Annotated in this window: 19 protein-coding genes; all 19 read left to right on the top strand. The window is 45.4% G+C overall.

Annotated elements, in window-relative coordinates:
• Positions 1–11 precede the first annotated feature (11 nt).
• The 19 genes from BFW96_RS06205 (at position 12) to BFW96_RS06115 (ending at position 15,704) form a co-directional block, all read left to right on the top strand.
• Positions 12–362, top strand: coding sequence for a phage portal protein (locus tag BFW96_RS06205; protein WP_069149434.1), 351 nt, complete (start codon positions 12–14; stop codon positions 360–362).
• Entirely contained in the window at positions 359–565 is a 207-nt protein-coding gene (xtrA, locus tag BFW96_RS06200; RefSeq protein WP_040083377.1) for a phage-like element PBSX protein XtrA, read from the top strand. Before BFW96_RS06205 ends, xtrA begins: the two co-directional genes overlap by 4 nt.
• A gap of 114 nt (positions 566–679) precedes the next feature.
• On the top strand, positions 680–1,189 hold the full coding sequence (locus BFW96_RS06195) for a sigma-70 family RNA polymerase sigma factor (protein WP_014663641.1): 510 nt from the start codon (positions 680–682) through the stop codon (positions 1,187–1,189).
• Positions 1,190–1,306: 117 nt separating this feature from the next.
• On the top strand, positions 1,307–2,104 hold the full coding sequence (gene xtmA, locus BFW96_RS06190; RefSeq protein ID WP_014663642.1) for a phage terminase small subunit: 798 nt from the start codon (positions 1,307–1,309) through the stop codon (positions 2,102–2,104).
• Positions 2,101–3,402: a PBSX family phage terminase large subunit gene (locus BFW96_RS06185; RefSeq protein ID WP_040083375.1), complete on the top strand. Its 1,302-nt coding sequence runs from the start codon at positions 2,101–2,103 to the stop codon at positions 3,400–3,402. The genes xtmA and BFW96_RS06185 overlap by 4 nt, the downstream gene beginning before the upstream one ends.
• A gap of 3 nt (positions 3,403–3,405) precedes the next feature.
• Positions 3,406–4,893 (top strand): phage portal protein, encoded by a 1,488-nt coding sequence (locus BFW96_RS06180; protein ID WP_069149437.1) that lies wholly within the window; start codon positions 3,406–3,408, stop codon positions 4,891–4,893.
• 19 nt (positions 4,894–4,912) lie between these two features.
• Positions 4,913–5,740, top strand: a complete 828-nt coding sequence (locus BFW96_RS06175) for an XkdF-like putative serine protease domain-containing protein (protein ID WP_069838934.1) — start codon at positions 4,913–4,915, stop codon at positions 5,738–5,740.
• A gap of 25 nt (positions 5,741–5,765) precedes the next feature.
• Positions 5,766–6,701 (top strand): phage major capsid protein, encoded by a 936-nt coding sequence (locus BFW96_RS06170; protein ID WP_069838933.1) that lies wholly within the window; start codon positions 5,766–5,768, stop codon positions 6,699–6,701.
• 21 nt (positions 6,702–6,722) lie between these two features.
• Positions 6,723–7,106, top strand: a complete 384-nt coding sequence (gene yqbG / locus BFW96_RS06165) for a protein YqbG (RefSeq protein WP_040083372.1) — start codon at positions 6,723–6,725, stop codon at positions 7,104–7,106.
• Positions 7,103–7,459, top strand: a complete 357-nt coding sequence (locus tag BFW96_RS06160) for a YqbH/XkdH family protein (RefSeq protein WP_069838932.1) — start codon at positions 7,103–7,105, stop codon at positions 7,457–7,459. Before yqbG ends, BFW96_RS06160 begins: the two co-directional genes overlap by 4 nt.
• Positions 7,456–7,941 (top strand): HK97 gp10 family phage protein, encoded by a 486-nt coding sequence (locus BFW96_RS06155; RefSeq protein ID WP_069838931.1) that lies wholly within the window; start codon positions 7,456–7,458, stop codon positions 7,939–7,941. Before BFW96_RS06160 ends, BFW96_RS06155 begins: the two co-directional genes overlap by 4 nt.
• 12 nt (positions 7,942–7,953) lie before the next feature.
• Positions 7,954–8,394 (top strand): phage tail terminator family protein, encoded by a 441-nt coding sequence (locus BFW96_RS06150; RefSeq protein ID WP_040083370.1) that lies wholly within the window; start codon positions 7,954–7,956, stop codon positions 8,392–8,394.
• A gap of 3 nt (positions 8,395–8,397) precedes the next feature.
• Complete coding sequence (locus BFW96_RS06145) at positions 8,398–8,616, top strand: YqzN/YkzM domain-containing protein (protein WP_069838930.1); 219 nt, start codon at positions 8,398–8,400, stop codon at positions 8,614–8,616.
• The gene (locus BFW96_RS06140; RefSeq protein ID WP_069838929.1) at positions 8,613–10,013 is read left to right on the top strand and encodes a phage tail sheath family protein; all 1,401 of its coding nucleotides are present in this window, start codon (positions 8,613–8,615) and stop codon (positions 10,011–10,013) included. Before BFW96_RS06145 ends, BFW96_RS06140 begins: the two co-directional genes overlap by 4 nt.
• Position 10,014: 1 nt before the next feature.
• Positions 10,015–10,458 (top strand): phage tail tube protein, encoded by a 444-nt coding sequence (locus BFW96_RS06135; protein ID WP_003232677.1) that lies wholly within the window; start codon positions 10,015–10,017, stop codon positions 10,456–10,458.
• 85 nt (positions 10,459–10,543) lie between these two features.
• On the top strand, positions 10,544–10,990 hold the full coding sequence (locus BFW96_RS06130; RefSeq protein WP_003232676.1) for a phage tail assembly chaperone: 447 nt from the start codon (positions 10,544–10,546) through the stop codon (positions 10,988–10,990).
• 29 nt (positions 10,991–11,019) lie between these two features.
• Entirely contained in the window at positions 11,020–11,169 is a 150-nt protein-coding gene (locus BFW96_RS06125) for a hypothetical protein (protein ID WP_083252811.1), read from the top strand.
• Position 11,170: 1 nt separating this feature from the next.
• A complete protein-coding gene (locus BFW96_RS06120) occupies positions 11,171–15,052 on the top strand; it encodes a transglycosylase SLT domain-containing protein (RefSeq protein ID WP_069838927.1) in 3,882 nt (1,293 codons plus the stop codon).
• Positions 15,045–15,704, top strand: a complete 660-nt coding sequence (locus tag BFW96_RS06115; RefSeq protein WP_069838926.1) for a LysM peptidoglycan-binding domain-containing protein — start codon at positions 15,045–15,047, stop codon at positions 15,702–15,704. Before BFW96_RS06120 ends, BFW96_RS06115 begins: the two co-directional genes overlap by 8 nt.
• Positions 15,705–15,713 lie beyond the last annotated feature (9 nt).

The raw sequence follows: 15,713 nt of genomic DNA, 5'->3' as shown, positions 1-15,713 counted from the left end.
GATGACGGGAAGTGAAAGTGTTGGAAAAAACAAAACAGACAGAGAAAAGCCCTGCGCCGTGGCATGCTGTCCCGTGCGGGGATACAAAACCAATCTATATTTATTCAGCTTACAGTGAAGAAGAAAAAGAAAGATTTCCGTATTCAAACGGGCGGCTGATTGCCGCTGTATTTGACCTCAGCTCTTATTCGCAAAAAAGCAATGCCGCTTTGATGGCCGCTGCGCCTGAACTGCTGGAAGCGTCTAAAGCAGCTCTTGATTTTCTGAAGGGAAATTCTGTTCATTCAAAGGAGCGCATCATTCAGCTGTTAGAAAAAGCCGAAGCAAGCGCTGCACCGAAAAAGGGAGGAAAAGAAACATGATTCATCCTAAAAAACTGCTGCATATTGATTCCATCACGCTGGGGAGCCAGCTGGAAGACGGAAAAATCCGTGTCATTATTGTGGATGGGATCAAGCAAGAAGCATGGATTACAGAAGCGCCGGAGCATGGAAAAACGCTCGTTGAAACAAGAAAGGGCGACCTTGCCCGTGTGGAATTTGAAATCGGCTACAAATTAAATTAAAGCGAAAACAGAATACGTCCAAGACGGAAAGCCTGCGGACACTGATCAACTGCACAGCATTTGTGCGTTGATTGGTGTCCGTTTTTTATTTCCAAAAATGAGGAGGATCATAGAATGCAAGACTTGCTATTTGAATATAAACGCACGCTCAAACAAACAAGAACACAATATAAACCGCTCGCTGAGGCAGATGAATCCGTGCTCTCAGCTGAAGAGCTGAAGGATAAAAAAATTATCAGAAATATAATTACTGATCTTGAATATGTAACAGAATGGCTTGAAAAAGGAAGACAGCCCGGTATCAGACGGGCGATTGACCGGCGTGATGCGTACCAGCGGCTCATGATTAAGGATCCGAGAATCATTGAATCATTTTCCAGCGCTATGATGTTTGAGCCGGACGGACAGGTATCAGAAGAAGACAGAGAGAGAATTCAAGCAGCATTAGCCCTGTTAACGGACAGAGAAAAAGAAATGTTTTTGCTGCACAAGGTAGAATGTTTTTCTTATGAACGGATCGCTGATCTTCTCGGCGTAAAAAAATCGACAGTGCAAACGACGATCAAACGGGCGATTGGAAAGATGCAAAGACAGCAGGAAGAATTGAATCGATCACTTGCATGAAAGCTTGTCATACGTTTGCCACCTATAAGTGAATAGAGCATGACACATAAGCGGCTGGGATAATCAGCCGCTTTTATGAATAAACAACCATGCTGGAGGTGGCGGTGATGCCGTAGCATGAAAACACAACAGCGCGAACAAGCATTAGCAATCTATCAACAACATCAAGGAAAGATCACAAATCGGGCGATCGCGGACACCATCGGCGTTTCCGCGAAAACAATCGGCGTCTGGAAAAAACAAGACAAATGGAAAGAGGCCCTGTTTTCTGCGTCCAAAAACGAACAAACACAGCGCCGGATAGACAACGATGAATTAAATGAACGCCAGCGGCTGTTTTGCCTGTATTACGTCAAAAGCTTCAATGCCACGCAGTCAGCAATCAAAGCGGGCTATTCTCCGGACAGCGCTCATGTGACGGGGAGCCGGCTCTTAAAAAATGAAAAGGTCGCTGCTGAAATCAGACGCATAAAAAAAGAAATGGTCAACGAGATGTTTATTGAAGCAATGGATGTGCTGCAGGTTTATATCAAGATCGCGTTTGCGGATATTACGGACTATGTGACCTTTGGAAAAAAAGAGGTCCAGGCTGTCGGGAAATCGGGTCCGCTGTTTGATGAAGATGATAATCCGATTATGAAGGAAATCAGCTTTGTCGATGTCAAAGACTCCGGGCTCGTTGACGGCACCATCGTGACGGAAGCAAAGCTTGGCAAAGAAGGCATTGCCATCAAGCTTGCAGATAAAATGAAGGCGCTTGAGAAGCTATCCTTATATTTTGATTTGTTTCCAGATCAATTTAAACAAAAAATTGAAAATGAGAAATTGAAGCTTGCCAAACAAAAAGCGGAGAAAACAGATGACAGCCAAGAGCCGATTGAAATTATGATCAAACGAAAAGAGCGCAAGTCATGATTGTAAAGGAAATCAACCCACATTTCGAAGATTACGTGTTCAATTGGGAGCAGACGTACCAGTTTCTCGTCGGCGGCTACGGCTCATCCAAAAGCTATCATACCGCATTGAAAATCGTGTTAAAGCTGCTGAAGGAAAAACGGACGGCCCTTGTCATCCGCGAGGTGTTTGATACCCATCGGGATTCGACCTTCGCCTTGTTTCAAGAGGTGATTGAAGAGCTCGGTCTGACAAAAGCTGTGGCAGCCCTTTCTTCCCCGCTGCAGCTGCGATTTCAAAATGGCAGCCGGATCATGTTCAAAGGCATGGACAATCCGGCAAAATTAAAATCGGTTCATAACATTTCATTAATATGGATTGAAGAGTGCTCAGAGGTGAAGTATGAGGGATTCAAGGAATTAATCGGACGTCTTCGCCATCCTGAGCTGAAGCTTCATATGATCTGTACCACCAATCCCGTCGGCACCTCCAATTGGACGTACCGGCATTTTTTTCGAGATGAACGCAATAAACGGTTTGTGCTGGACGACAGCGAGCTTTATGAAAAGCGGACGATTGTGAAGGGTGATACGTATTATCACCATTCCACCGCTAACGACAATCTTTTTCTCCCGGAAAGCTATGTGAAACAGCTTGACGGACTCAAAGAGTATGATCCCGACCTGTACCGGGTTGCCCGCAAAGGACGATTCGGCGTCAATGGGATCAGGGTGCTGCCGCAGTTCGAGGTGCTCCCGCATGATCAAGTAAATGAATCTATCGCAGCCATCAGCAAGCCGATTTTTCGTACAGGCATGGATTTTGGATTCGAGGAATCCTATAATGCCGTCGTCCGGCTTGCTGTCGATCCTGAAAAAAAATATCTCTACATTTATTGGGAGTATTATCAAAACAAAATGACAGATGACAGGACGGCTGAGGAGCTTCGTGAGTTTATCGATACACAGGAATTGATCAAAGCCGACTCGGCTGAGCCGAAAAGCATCCAATATTTCCGCCAGCAGGGCTTTCGGATGGTTGGAGCCAGAAAATTTCCCGGCTCGAGGCTTCAATATACCAAAAAGGTAAAACGGTTCAAAAAAATCTTCTGTTCGGACCGCTGTGAAAATGTCATCTATGAGCTCAAAACGCTGACGTATGCTAAAGATAAAAATGGGGCTCTGATAGAGGATGAATTCACGATTGACCCGCATACGCTTTCTGCCATTTGGTATGCACTTGATGATTATGAGGTTGCTGATATGAAAGAGACAGCACACAAACGAATCCGGCCGAACCGAGAAAGGAGGAGGTCATAAATCATGCACAATCAAACAGTCAGAGCAACTGTATTTAAAGCCAATGCCGCCGCTCCTCAGACAAAGCAAATCTATGAAGATGACTTTTCTGAGCTGTACGGAGAGGACATTATCGCTCCTCCCTATAATATCCTCGAGCTCAAAACCATTGCCGAATACTCGACCATTCTGCAGCAATGCATTGATGCGTACAGAGTGAATATTACGGGTTTTGGCTTCGATGTTGAGTACACATTTGATGTCAACGCGAGTGATGTCGATCAGGCAAAAAAGAAAAGAGCGGAAAAAGACTGGGCCAGACTCGAAGCCTTTTATAAATGTCTTCACTTTGATGAATCAGCTGAAATGATTTTAGGCTATGCCATCGAAGACAGAGAAAAAACAGGCAACGGCTTTATGGAAGTGCTTCGCGACGGGGCGGGAAAACCGGCCGGCATCGAATATTTAGATGTGAAATATATGCGTGTATGCGGAGCCGGTGAGCCTGTTGAGGTCTCATTTATATATGAAGAAAACGGGAAAATGAAAAGGATCAAAAGGCAAAAACGCTTCCGAAAATATGTGCAGATGATCAATGGAAAGAAAGTATTTTTTAAAGAATACGGCGATCCGCGAAAAATGGATATGCGCACTGGTGAATATGTAAACACATTGGCAGAGAAGCATCAAGCGAATGAAGCCATTCATCTCAAAATCGGAAGCGGCGTATACGGTGTGCCCCGCTGGATCGGCAATATTGTCAATTTATACGGAGCCCGAAAAGCAGAAGAACTCAATTTTATGTATTTTAAGCAGGGGCGCCACGTCCCCGCTGCGATTACAGTGGAAAACGGGATGCTGTCAGAAGCTTCTTACCGGGAGCTGCAGGAATACATGAATGATCTTGAAGGCGTTGAAAACGCCCATAAATTTCTCCTGATCGAAGCCGAAGGAATCGCAAAAGAAAAGGATCTCCACGGAGGCGAGGATATTACGCCGGTTTCCGTGGAAATCAAATCCTTGGCCGAAATTCTGCAAAACGACGCCTTGTTTCTTGAATACGATGAAAAAAGCAGAAATAAGCTGCGCTCGGCGTTCCGCCTCCCGCCGCTGTATACAGGCGAGGCCCAGGAATACAACCGGGCGACAGCGGATACGGCGAGAAAAATTACGGAGGAGCAGGTCTTTCAGCCGGAGCGAAAAACGCTCGTGAATAAACTGAATACGCTGCTTTTGCCGGAGCTGAATATCCATGACGTCAGGCTGACATTAAAAGGACCGGACTTTCGTGATCCGCTTGAGATTGCGAAGGTGCTCGGTCCTTTTATTACAGCCGGAGCAGTCTCGCCTAATGATTTACGCGACCTTGCCGGACGGGTGCTTGGCAAAACACTGGAGGAGTGGCCGGAGGACATTTATAAACGGCCTGCAGGACAGGATGCGGAAAAGACAAACTTGACTGCGCTCATGCAGGAGCTGAAAGAAAGCATCGAAGATATCAAAACGTCCTGAAGGGAGGTGAATCAAGCAGGTGGCGCGCGAATTAAGAAATGCCAAAATCAGCTTTGTCAGTTATGTGGACAAGGCGGCTAACCAGACTGAATTTTTCTTTACGAAGTCAGCCGGGCCTCCGTCATTTGAAAAAAAGGTTCGGCTGTTTACAAAAAGTGAGCAGGATGAACAAAAGCTCGTGTACGGAATCGTGTATGAGCCTAATGTTCCTGATGCCCACGGTGATTTTATGACCGCCGAGGAAATTGAAAAAGCGGCGCACGGTTTTCTCGCTGAAGCACGGGAGATTGATATTAATCACAGCTTTGAGGGCGGAACCGGCGTCGTGGTCGAATCCTATGTGGCGCCCGATGATTTTATGATCGGGTCAAAGCGGATTACAAAGGGCTCATGGGTGCTCGTGACAAGAGCGTCAGACGAGGTGTGGGAACAGATCAAGGCTGGAATCATCACCGGCTACAGCATGGCGGGCACTGCAGATGTGTATGAGGAAGAACCGGTTGAAAAAGCGGGATTCCTCAGTGTATTCAAGCAAATGCTTGCTGACAAAACAGGGAAGGAGACTGAAGAAATGAGAAAAGAAGACATGAAAGAATCATTCGAGCATGCGCTTTACCCTCTGCTCAAACGGCTTGAGCGGATTGAAAAAAACACAGACACGGAGGAAAAGCCGGAGCAGACGGGTGATGACGAGCGTCTGAAAAAGCTCGTTGAAGACATGCTTGCCCCGCTGATCGAGCGCATCGAGGCTTTGGAAAAAGCGCGTGGCGCATCTAAGCAGACAGCGGACGATACGGGCGGCAATACAGAGCAAGTCAAAAAATCAATCTGGAGCGGACTGCTGTAAAACCAGTCAAGGAGGAGGAAATCAATTGAGAAATCAAGAGATCATTCGGAAAGCGGAAATGTCGCTTTCTGCTTTAAAAAGCGGCGGGCTTATGAACCCTGCGCAAGCATCAGCTTTTATCCGCATGGTGCAAAACACGCCGACCATCTTTAGTGAATCCCGTGTGATTCAAATGGAAAACGACTCGCAAAAATTTGAAAAAATCGGCTTCGGCCAGCGTATTCTGCGGGCTGCGCAAGAAGGAAAAGCATTGTCAAACGACGAGCTGACAGTTCCAACGACAAGCACGGTCCAGCTAAACACGAAGGAAGTCATTGCGGAAATTAACATTACGTATGACACACTCGAAAACAATATTGAAAAAGACGGCCTGCAGCAGACAATCATGCAAATTTTAGCAGAGCGCGCAGCAGTTGATATTGAGGAGCTGATTGTAAACGGCGATACAGCATCAGCTGATCCATATCTGGCACAGCTGGACGGCATCCGCAAACAGGCGGTTTCCCATATCGTTGACATGAACGGTGAAGAACTGTCCAGAGCGACATTCAAAAAAGGCTTAAAAGCAGTTCCGCCGAAATATTTGCGCATCCCTCAGGAATTCAGATTCTATACGTCACATGGCTTAGAAGTTGAATGGAAGGACCGCGTGGCGAACCGCCAGACAAACCTTGGGGACCAGGCTGTTCAGGGCGGCTTGTCAACAGCATTCGGCGTGCCGGTCAAAGGGGTATCCAATATTCAGCCGTACACAGTCGGTGAGGGAGACGCGCAATATGACGCTTCTGATATCATTCTCACACATCCGAAAAATATCATTCTCGGCTTCTCCCGCAATATCCGAATTGAAGTCGACAAAGACATCCGTTCCCGTAAATTCATTATTGTCTTAACAGCCAAGCTCGACAGCAAGTTCGAGGAAGAGGATGCCTGCGCGAAATTAATTAACGTAAAAGAATAATAGAAACGGGGTGGCCAGCTCATGCTCATTGAACCGACTGACGTAGCCTCATATTCGGTCTATGATCGGGTGAAGAACAGGCCTGAAGAACTGCTGGCGCAGGATATCATCGAGGCGGAGGCAGAAGCGGCTCTCATCACGGGCCACCGCTTTGAAGATAGCTTGTATGATCCGCTGCCCGGTAAGGTGAAGTTGGCTTTAGTAAAGCTTGCCCAGTATTTTGCGCTTGTCAACAGCGATGAATCTGCATCATCAAGCTATCAGTCTGAAAAAATGGGGGATTATTCCTACACGGTTTCCGGAGAAGGCGGCATTCAGCGGCCTGAGGTGTATCATTTGCTCGAAGAGTTTATCACGCCGGGCTACGTCCCTGAATCCTCCAGACTGAAGGTGAGGTCTTTATGAGCTATCAGCAGATGCTCATTCATCGCTGTGACATTTATCATGAAGCAGCGCAAGCGCCATCTGCAGGCCGATTTGGGATTCCGGCAGACAGACTGCAGCCGGTGACTTCATATCCGGAGACACCCGATGAACAAGATGTCGCTTGTTATTTTACCGAAAAAACGCAGCAGCTGGTTCAGGAGGAGCCGGATCAAACTGTATATCACAGCTTTCTCGTCCATTTTCCGTTGTCAGCGGATATCCGCGTAAACGATAAAATCATTTGGGAGAATCATCAATATATACTAAAGCTGCCGAAAAAAATTAGACATCATCATTGGGAAGTCATCGCAGTCAGGGATGAAAGCCTATGAAAATAGCGGGATTGAAACAGCTAAACGCGGCATTAAAAGAAGCGGCTTCGGGCGGCTTTTCCCGACAGGCGACCCGGTGGCTTGAGGAGTGCGGGCAAGATTTTCTGGAGATCGTCCAATCTGAGCTCATCAGCACACAAACGGTTAATACAGAAAAACTGTTCCGCTCGTTCGAAAGAGGCACAAAGGACAATCTCTGGATTGCTCAAAGTGGCGGTCTTTCGCTTGAGGTGGGTACACAGCTTGATTACGCCTCATTTCTGAATGACGGCCATTGGACGTCAAAACAAGATGTGAGATGGGTGCCGGGACGTTTTCAAGGTTCGCGGTTTATTTATGATCCCGCGGCTTCAACGGGAATGGCGCTCAAGAGAAAATGGATCCCGGGCACGGGCTACTGGGATCATGCGCTGCTTTTATATGAACAGCTGTTTGAAAAATCGCTGGAAAGCAAACTGCGCCAGTGGCTGAAGAAGCTGTAAAGGAGGAGCTGGATGAACAGTGAAACAGGATCGATCATGGCATTTTTGTACAGCCAGTGGTCTGTTCCCATTTATGAACGCGAGCTTCCTGATCACTTTCAGGTGCCGTCGTTATACGTCCCATCGCCATCTGTTTTCGAAGAAACAGATACGGTCTCCACATTTAAAAAAACCTACAGTCTCAATGTGAAGCTGTTTCATCATGACTCCGTTCAGGCGCTGGATGAAGCGGACAGGCTCGCGGATGCCATCAGAGAAGCGAGAAACATGGTTCCGCTGCTCAGTGAATCCGGCGAGAAGACGGGGGATATGGTTCGCGTTACCCGAATTGAGACAAGGGTAGGAGACAGGGGCGAGGCGGTCATGGTGATCAGGTGGAGCAGCCGATATTATTATCACAAAACAGAACAGCCTGTCTTACAGGATATCGACATGAACAGCGGGGTGAAATAAGCGGTGGCAAAGAACAAACAACAGAAGAAGGCTGTACATACGGAGAGCCGGGAAGCTCTTTTTGATACAGCGGATTTGATTAAGCACGCGAAGGAACTGTTCGGCGTTAAGCCGGATATTCTTCAGGGGGCTTTATTTGGCGTGGATCAAACACGTATGACGAAATCAGAAGCCAATGAATTGATTCAAACATTTCTAACCAAGGAGGTCATGTCATCATGAATGGCGGAACATTTACAACAGGCAAAGAAAAAGAACGTGCAGGCATTTATTTTAACTTTAAAACAACGGCACAGGAGCGGGTATCACTCAGTGAACGGGGAACAGTCGCACTTCCGGTCGCATCAAGCTGGGGCGAAGCGAAAACGTTCGTCTCCATTTCAAGCGTTGAAGACCTAAACAAAAAAGTGGGTCTCAGCATTGATGACCCGTCTTTATTGCTGCTGCGTGAAGCGAAGAAAAACGCGAAAACGGTATTGATGTACCGTCTAACCGAAGGCGTCCGAGCGTCTGCTGATATTGCTGAAGGCGTTAAAGCGACTGCGGTATATGGCGGAACAAAAGGTAATGATATTATCATCCGCATCAATCAAAATGTGCTGGATGCTGATTCTTTCGATGTGACAACATATATGGACGAATCAGAGGTTGACAAACAGACCGTCAAAAAGGCTGAAGAATTAAAAGCTAACGGCTATGTCACTTTTACTGGAACAGGCGATCTTTCTTCGACGATTCCTCTCACTGGATCAGAAGGGGACACTGCAGCTGAAGCGCTGAAAGCATCCGCGGGTATTCGTTTATCCGGCGGTACGGATAAAGCCCCTGTCAACTCCGACTATACAGATTTCTTAGCCGCGGCTGAAACAGAGAGCTTTGATGTGATTGCGCTGCCTGTTGCGGAGGGGGACCAGCTAAAGGCGACATTTGCTGCTTTCATTAAACGCCTGCGCGACGGCCAAGGACAAAAAGTACAAGGCGTCACAGCCAATTATGCCGGTGACTACGAAGGCATCATCAACGTAACAGAAGGTGTCCTGCTGGAAGATGGCACGGAAGTTACACCGGACAAAGCAACAGCTTGGGTAGCTGGAGCGAGTGCAGGAGCAACCTTTAATCAATCACTTACATTTGTAGAGTACGAAGGCGCCGTTGATGTGTTACACCGCCTTGACCACGACACGATTGTTGAACGTCTGGGCAAAGGTGAATTTTTATTCACATTCGACGCCCGCGATAAATCCGTCAGTGTAGAAAAGGATATTAACTCACTCGTGACGTTCACAGCTGAGAAAAACAAGAAATTTGCGAAAAACAAAATCGTTCGTGTCCTGGATGCTGTGAATAATGATTTAACACGCGAGCTGAAAGCCTTAATTAAATCAAGAAAAGGCAGCGGGAGCGATATCCCGGCGTCTGAAGACGGCCTTCAGTATGTAAAAACGATGATCACGCAATACATGACAACGCTTCAGGATGCGGGAGGCATCACTGGCTTTGATTCCGATGAAGATATCACAATTTCAATGAATGAAGATCGTGACGGCTTCTTGATTGACCTGGCTGTACAGCCTGTCGACGCAGCAGAAAAATTCTACTTTAATGTGGAGGTAAACTAATATGGCATTAAAAGCACAAAACACAATTTCAGGAAAAGAAGGCCGCTTATTTCTCGATGGTGAGGAAATGGCGCACATCAAAACATTTGAAGCAAACGTTGAGAAAAACAAGTCTGAAGTCAACATTATGGGCCGCCGCATGACAGGCCATAAAACAACAGGGGCAAATGGAACAGGGACCGCGACGTTCTACAAAGTCACATCGAAATTCGTGCTATTGATGATGGACTATGTCAAAAAAGGCAGCGACCCTTATTTCACACTCCAAGCCGTGCTGGATGATCAATCCTCCGGCCGGGGCACAGAGCGAGTTACGCTGTACGACGTCAACTTTGACTCTGCCAAAATCGCAAGCCTTGATGTCGATTCAGAAGCGTTAGAGGAAGAAGTTCCATTTACCTTCGAAGACTTCGACGTGCCTGAAAAGCTTTCTGACACGTTTTAATTAAAACTGAAATAGCCAGCAGACCTTTCTCAGAAAGGTCTGTTTTTCATGATGAAATCAATCAAAAGACAAGGGAGTTTTTTACATGAGCGAGAAGAACGAAAACGTATATGATCTTTCCTTTTTTATGCCGGGAAAAACAATTGAAGCTGAAGAAATCAAAGTGCCGATCTCAAAGCGTTTTGTTGATAAAAAAGGGAATGTCATTCCGTTTATTTTAAAACCAATTACAACTGAACGGATTGATGAATTAGAGAAAGAAAACACCACATTCAAAAATGTGAAAGGCCGCGGCCGCGTCAAAGATTTAGACTCACAGCGCTTTTATGCGCGAATTGCCATCGAATCTACTATTTATCCTGATTTTCGTTCAAAAGATTTAAGGGAAGCATACAAAACAGCGGATCCAGTAGAAGTCGCAAAACGTGTACTATCTGTTGGGGGAGAGTATGCGAACTGGCTGAATAAAGCAATTGAAATCAATGGTTTTGAAGATGATCTTGAAGATCTAGAAGAAGAAGCAAAAAACTAGTAAAGGATGGCGATAAGGAAGCTGTGTATTTGTACTATGCAATGCATGAGCTTCATTATTCGCCATCCCAACTTCTTGAATTATATGAAGCACCAAAACATTTTAAAGCTCTTTTATTTGGGTTGATAGGTTATAAGCTAAATCTATTAGAAAAAGAATCAAGGAGAGGAGGGAAATAGTATCGCAAAATTAACAGCCCGTTTCGATCTCGAAGACAAGGTATCTAAAAAACTAAAACGGATACATAAAGGATTCCAAGAGGTCGAAAAAAAAGTTAAAACCATTAATCGGCAAATTAAAATCAGTATCAGGGCAGAAGATCAAGCATTTTACCGGCTAAGAAAAATAAACGACTATATCATTTTAAAATTCGCGAAATCACTTGAAATCAAAGTTGTACTCGATGATCAAGTCACTCCAAAGCTCGAAGCAATTGAACGAAAACTTAAGCGGCTGCCGAAAGAGACGAAGCTGACTGTATCTTTAGTAGACCGGACAGCAGCTGCGTATAAAAAAATAAAGAAGATGCTATCTAATCAAAAGCTATCATTCCTTTTGATTCCAGATGACAAGGTTACTTCGACAGTTAAAAGGATTATCGGTTATATTAAGAAAAATTTGAAAAACGGATACACAGTCAAGCTAAAGGTCATCGATGAAATCACCAAAACAGTTAATCGATTAACAGCACTTCTAAGGAAATTTGAAAAAACCTATTATGTAAAAGTGGTTGTTAAGACAAAAATATCAGACAAAATCAATAAAAAAGAAAGCCCGATTAACAAAGAGAAATCTAAGAAAGAATCAGGCACATCCTCGGATAAAGGCTCTGATAAAAGCTCTGATCAAAAATCTGGATGGGTCGGAAAAATAAAAGGTTGGCTGAAGGATTGGTGGACAAAATCAGCTTGGCCTTGGATTAAGGATACACTCAATGAAATAGGCAAAGCTTTTTTAGATCGTTTCAAAGAGAGATTGATAGAAAAGCTGAAAAATGACGTGTTCGATAAGATCATTGATAAAATTCTAGGACCACAAAAAAAGGACGATTCTGGTGAAAATTCTGACACCGATAATAAAGTCCTTAACCGTAATACAGGAGGAAATTGTTGCTGTGGCTGCTGTGAAGGCGGCGGTATCAGTTCGGGCACTAAAAATAAAAAAACCTACAGAAAAAAGAAAAGTCCCACAAAGGCTCCAACCAGAACACTCAAGGTTCCTGGAGAGGTGATAAGAAGACGTCAGAGCGGCATACCTGCTGAAAGTGCACCTAGGACCTCGGGTTCCAAGTTAAAGAACTGGCTTGGAGGGTTAAAATCGCTAGGGAAGGATTCATCCAAACTAGGCAAAGCGTTCAGAGGAATGGGAAAGGCAGTTCCATACGTAGGATCTGCTTTAGCAGTGTTTGATTTAGCTGGAATCAATAAAGATAATGCTGGCGAAAAGGTTGGTTCAATCGGAGGACGCATTGCGGGAGCAGAAGCGGGTGCAACAGCCGGAGCAGAAGCAGGGGCAGCGATTGGATCCTTCGTAGGCCCGGAAGGTACAGTAATCGGAGGCGCAATCGGAGGAATTGGCGGCGGATTAGTAGGCGGAATCGGCGGCGAAGAAGCAGGTAAGAACATTGGTAAGATGTTTGATACTTCTCAAATCAAAGAGAACATTTCAAATACATTATTTAATGGTGATTGGTGGAATGAAAAATGGACAGGTGTTAAAACAACAACGAGTGATACTCTCGGAGGCCTTAGTGATACATGGACTAATATAAAAGATACAGCTTCTACTACTTTTTTTGACTCAAATTGGTGGGCAGAAAAAGCTGGTTATGCATACGGTACATTAGAGTCTACACTTTTCAATAGTGATTGGTGGGGCGGAAAATGGGAGTCCGTAAAAGGTTGGACACAGGAAAAATGGGATCAAGCTTCCTCTGTCTGGAACTCTGTTAAATCAAAAGTAAAAGAAACAGTCTTTAATAAAGATTGGTGGTCCGGTAAGTGGGAAGGCGTTAAGAGCTGGGCTCAGGAAAAATGGAACGGTGCCGTTTCTGTTTGGGAATCAATTAAGTCAAAAGTAAAAGAAACAGTCTTTAATAAAGATTGGTGGTCCGGTAAGTGGGAAGGTGTTAAAGGCTGGACAAAGGAAAAATGGGAAAATACAAAGTCACTTTGGAAAAAATTCAAATCTACACTTGAAGACAGCCTATTTAATAAAGACTGGTGGTCTGGAAAATGGGATTCAGTAAAAGAGTGGGGAAAAAATATATTAGGAGATTCTTGGGATGCAGTGCAGTCTGCAGGCGGGAAAGTAGTAAAAACTGCTCAAAAAGTGGGCGGCGGAATGAAGTCTTGGATTCAAGAAAAGGTAGAGCGTTTTCAAAATGGACGAGAGAAAGCTCACAGAGACTTTGGAATGAAAACTGATAAAAACGCCTCAGGTGGTTTTATTACGAAACCAACTATCTCCTGGATCGGTGAAGCGGGTAAAGAATTTGTCATTCCAGTCGACAACAATCGCGGCCGCGGCAAAATGCTGTTAGCGCAAGCCGCATCGAAATTGGGCATGCATGTGGTCGATGATATGGCATCAGCCTCTACACTTTCAAGTGGAACAGCTCTAAACACTGTTGGCAGCCATTCTGCTTCAATGTCACCTTCTATTAACACATCTAGCCTTAACGGACAAGCTTCAGACCTCGGACAGCAATTTTCAGAGGGCTTTGGTAAAGGCATCAGCAATCAGCCTGTCAAAATGGAAGACTGGAAAAAGAAAAACATCAATACGCCATTTACACAAATGATATCTGCTTCACCAAACTACGGAAAACAAATGGTGAGCGGCTATGCCAAGGGCCAAAACGGTACAGCAACCGGTACAGACGGCTTTTTGCAATCAAAAGTTAAAACGCCGTACCAAGCCACTGTGAGCAAATCGTCATCATGGGGGACAGGTACGGTCAAAGGCTTTGCGCAGGGACAGAACTCGACCCAAACAGGGACAGCACAGTATGTGAGTACACATGTTGACAAACCGTTTTTGCGATCTAAAGAATCATCAAACGGCTGGGGAACCGGTATGATCGGGAATTTTGTTTCAGGTATGACTTCAAAGACAAGTGAAGTCCATGAAGCCGCCAAGGAACTCGCGAAAAAAGTGGAGCAGGCTTTCCGTGAAGAATTAGATATCCATTCGCCTTCTCGAGTTATGATGAGTCTCGGCCGCTTTGCCTCTGTTGGTGTCGTAAAAGGGTTGGATTCTGTCGATGTGAAAAAATACGCTGAAAAGCAAGCCGGTTCACTGGCAGCTGCTTATTCCGGAATGGGTGCAGTAGGTGGAAATGTGAAGCAGTGGCTTATGGCTGCAATGATGGCCACAAAAACACCATTAAGCTGGCTTCCGGGATTGATGACAATTGCAAAGTTTGAATCAGGAGGCAATCCTAACGCCATTAACCTGTGGGATAGTAACGCGAAGGCAGGCAATCCATCCCAAGGGCTCATGCAGACAGTACCAACCACTTTTAACGCACATAAAGCGCCAGGCATGGGTAACATTAAAAACCCGATTCATAACGCTGCTGCCGCAATCGGCTACATCAAAAGCAGATACGGCTCTATTGACAATGTACCTGGCATTAAAAGCCTGAAACGTGGCGGTCCTTATGTCGGTTATGCAAACGGCGGGCTGATCACGAAAGAACAAATTGCCCGTGTCGGTGAAGGAAACAAGCGGGAATGGATCATCCCAGAGGAACGTGGCATCCGCGGCCGCTACCTTCTTCAGAGAGCGGCACAGGCTCTTGGTATGGAAGTGACAGATCCGTCTCAATCCCAGCAGTCTGAGCTTTCTTCAGGACAAGTTTCAGCTGTTACCTCGGCTAACCGGCCAACCGCAACGGTTTCTGGATCAAAAGAGATTTATATTCAATTTAACGGTGACCAGCACTTCCATAATGGACAAGACGCCGAAAGCCTAGCGGCGAAGATCAAGCAGGCGCTTATAGATGAACTGCAAAAGGATATCAATATTGGAACGAAGGGAGTCGTTGCATTTGACTAAATCCGTATATGAATTTTGGATTTCACAAGGGAAGGACAAGCTGCGGCTCCCCGTTCTTCCCGACCAGCTGAGTATTTCAAATACAGTTCAGAATGAGACGGTTAAGGTAGCCAAGTTCGGTGACCTTACATTTATTGACGAACAGGGAGCGAAAGAAATTTCGTTCTCTTCTTTTTTTCCGAAGAAATACAGTCCGATAGCAGAATATCAAAACTTCCCGTCGCCGGAAAATGCGATAACAAAAATTGAAAAATGGATGAAGGCAAAAAAACCGATCCAGTTTTTGATTACCGGAACCAAAGTGAATCTGACTTGCAGCATTGAAGGTTTTTCCTATAGCGAAGGCCAGCAGGATATAGGTGATCGTTCTTTTGATATTCAATTAAAAGAATACAAAACCGCTTCCCCCCGAAAAATCAAGCGGAAGAAAAAAACAAAGGCAAAACGCCCGTCGAAGGCTTCCCCGAAAACCTACACAGTGAAAAAGGGAGACACGCTGTGGGACATTGCCGGCAGATTTTACGGGAACAGCACGCAATGGCGCAAAATTTGGAACGCCAATAAAACAGCAATGATTAAACGAAGCAAACGAAACATCAGGCAGCCGGGCCACTGGATATTTCCCGGCCAAAAGTTAAAGATACCGCAATGAAACAGGTGA

Origin of the sequence: Bacillus sp. F56 (genome assembly GCF_001748205.1) — a bacterium.
In the GTDB taxonomy this organism is placed as follows: Bacteria; Bacillota; Bacilli; order Bacillales; family Bacillaceae; genus Bacillus; species Bacillus stercoris.
Note: the sequence above shows the minus strand (reverse complement) of the source record. Positions and strands in the feature narration are given on the sequence as shown.

Coding starts and splice junctions, on each gene's coding strand:
- xtrA (WP_040083377.1), top strand. CDS start 359: ATGATTCATCCTAAAAAACTGCTGCATATTGATTCCATCACGCTGGGG.
- BFW96_RS06185 (WP_040083375.1), top strand. CDS start 2,101: ATGATTGTAAAGGAAATCAACCCACATTTCGAAGATTACGTGTTCAAT.
- BFW96_RS06195 (WP_014663641.1), top strand. CDS start 680: ATGCAAGACTTGCTATTTGAATATAAACGCACGCTCAAACAAACAAGA.
- BFW96_RS06130 (WP_003232676.1), top strand. CDS start 10,544: ATGAGCGAGAAGAACGAAAACGTATATGATCTTTCCTTTTTTATGCCG.
- yqbG (WP_040083372.1), top strand. CDS start 6,723: ATGCTCATTGAACCGACTGACGTAGCCTCATATTCGGTCTATGATCGG.
- BFW96_RS06155 (WP_069838931.1), top strand. CDS start 7,456: ATGAAAATAGCGGGATTGAAACAGCTAAACGCGGCATTAAAAGAAGCG.
- BFW96_RS06160 (WP_069838932.1), top strand. CDS start 7,103: ATGAGCTATCAGCAGATGCTCATTCATCGCTGTGACATTTATCATGAA.
- BFW96_RS06135 (WP_003232677.1), top strand. CDS start 10,015: ATGGCATTAAAAGCACAAAACACAATTTCAGGAAAAGAAGGCCGCTTA.
- BFW96_RS06180 (WP_069149437.1), top strand. CDS start 3,406: ATGCACAATCAAACAGTCAGAGCAACTGTATTTAAAGCCAATGCCGCC.
- BFW96_RS06140 (WP_069838929.1), top strand. CDS start 8,613: ATGAATGGCGGAACATTTACAACAGGCAAAGAAAAAGAACGTGCAGGC.
- BFW96_RS06150 (WP_040083370.1), top strand. CDS start 7,954: ATGAACAGTGAAACAGGATCGATCATGGCATTTTTGTACAGCCAGTGG.
- xtmA (WP_014663642.1), top strand. CDS start 1,307: ATGAAAACACAACAGCGCGAACAAGCATTAGCAATCTATCAACAACAT.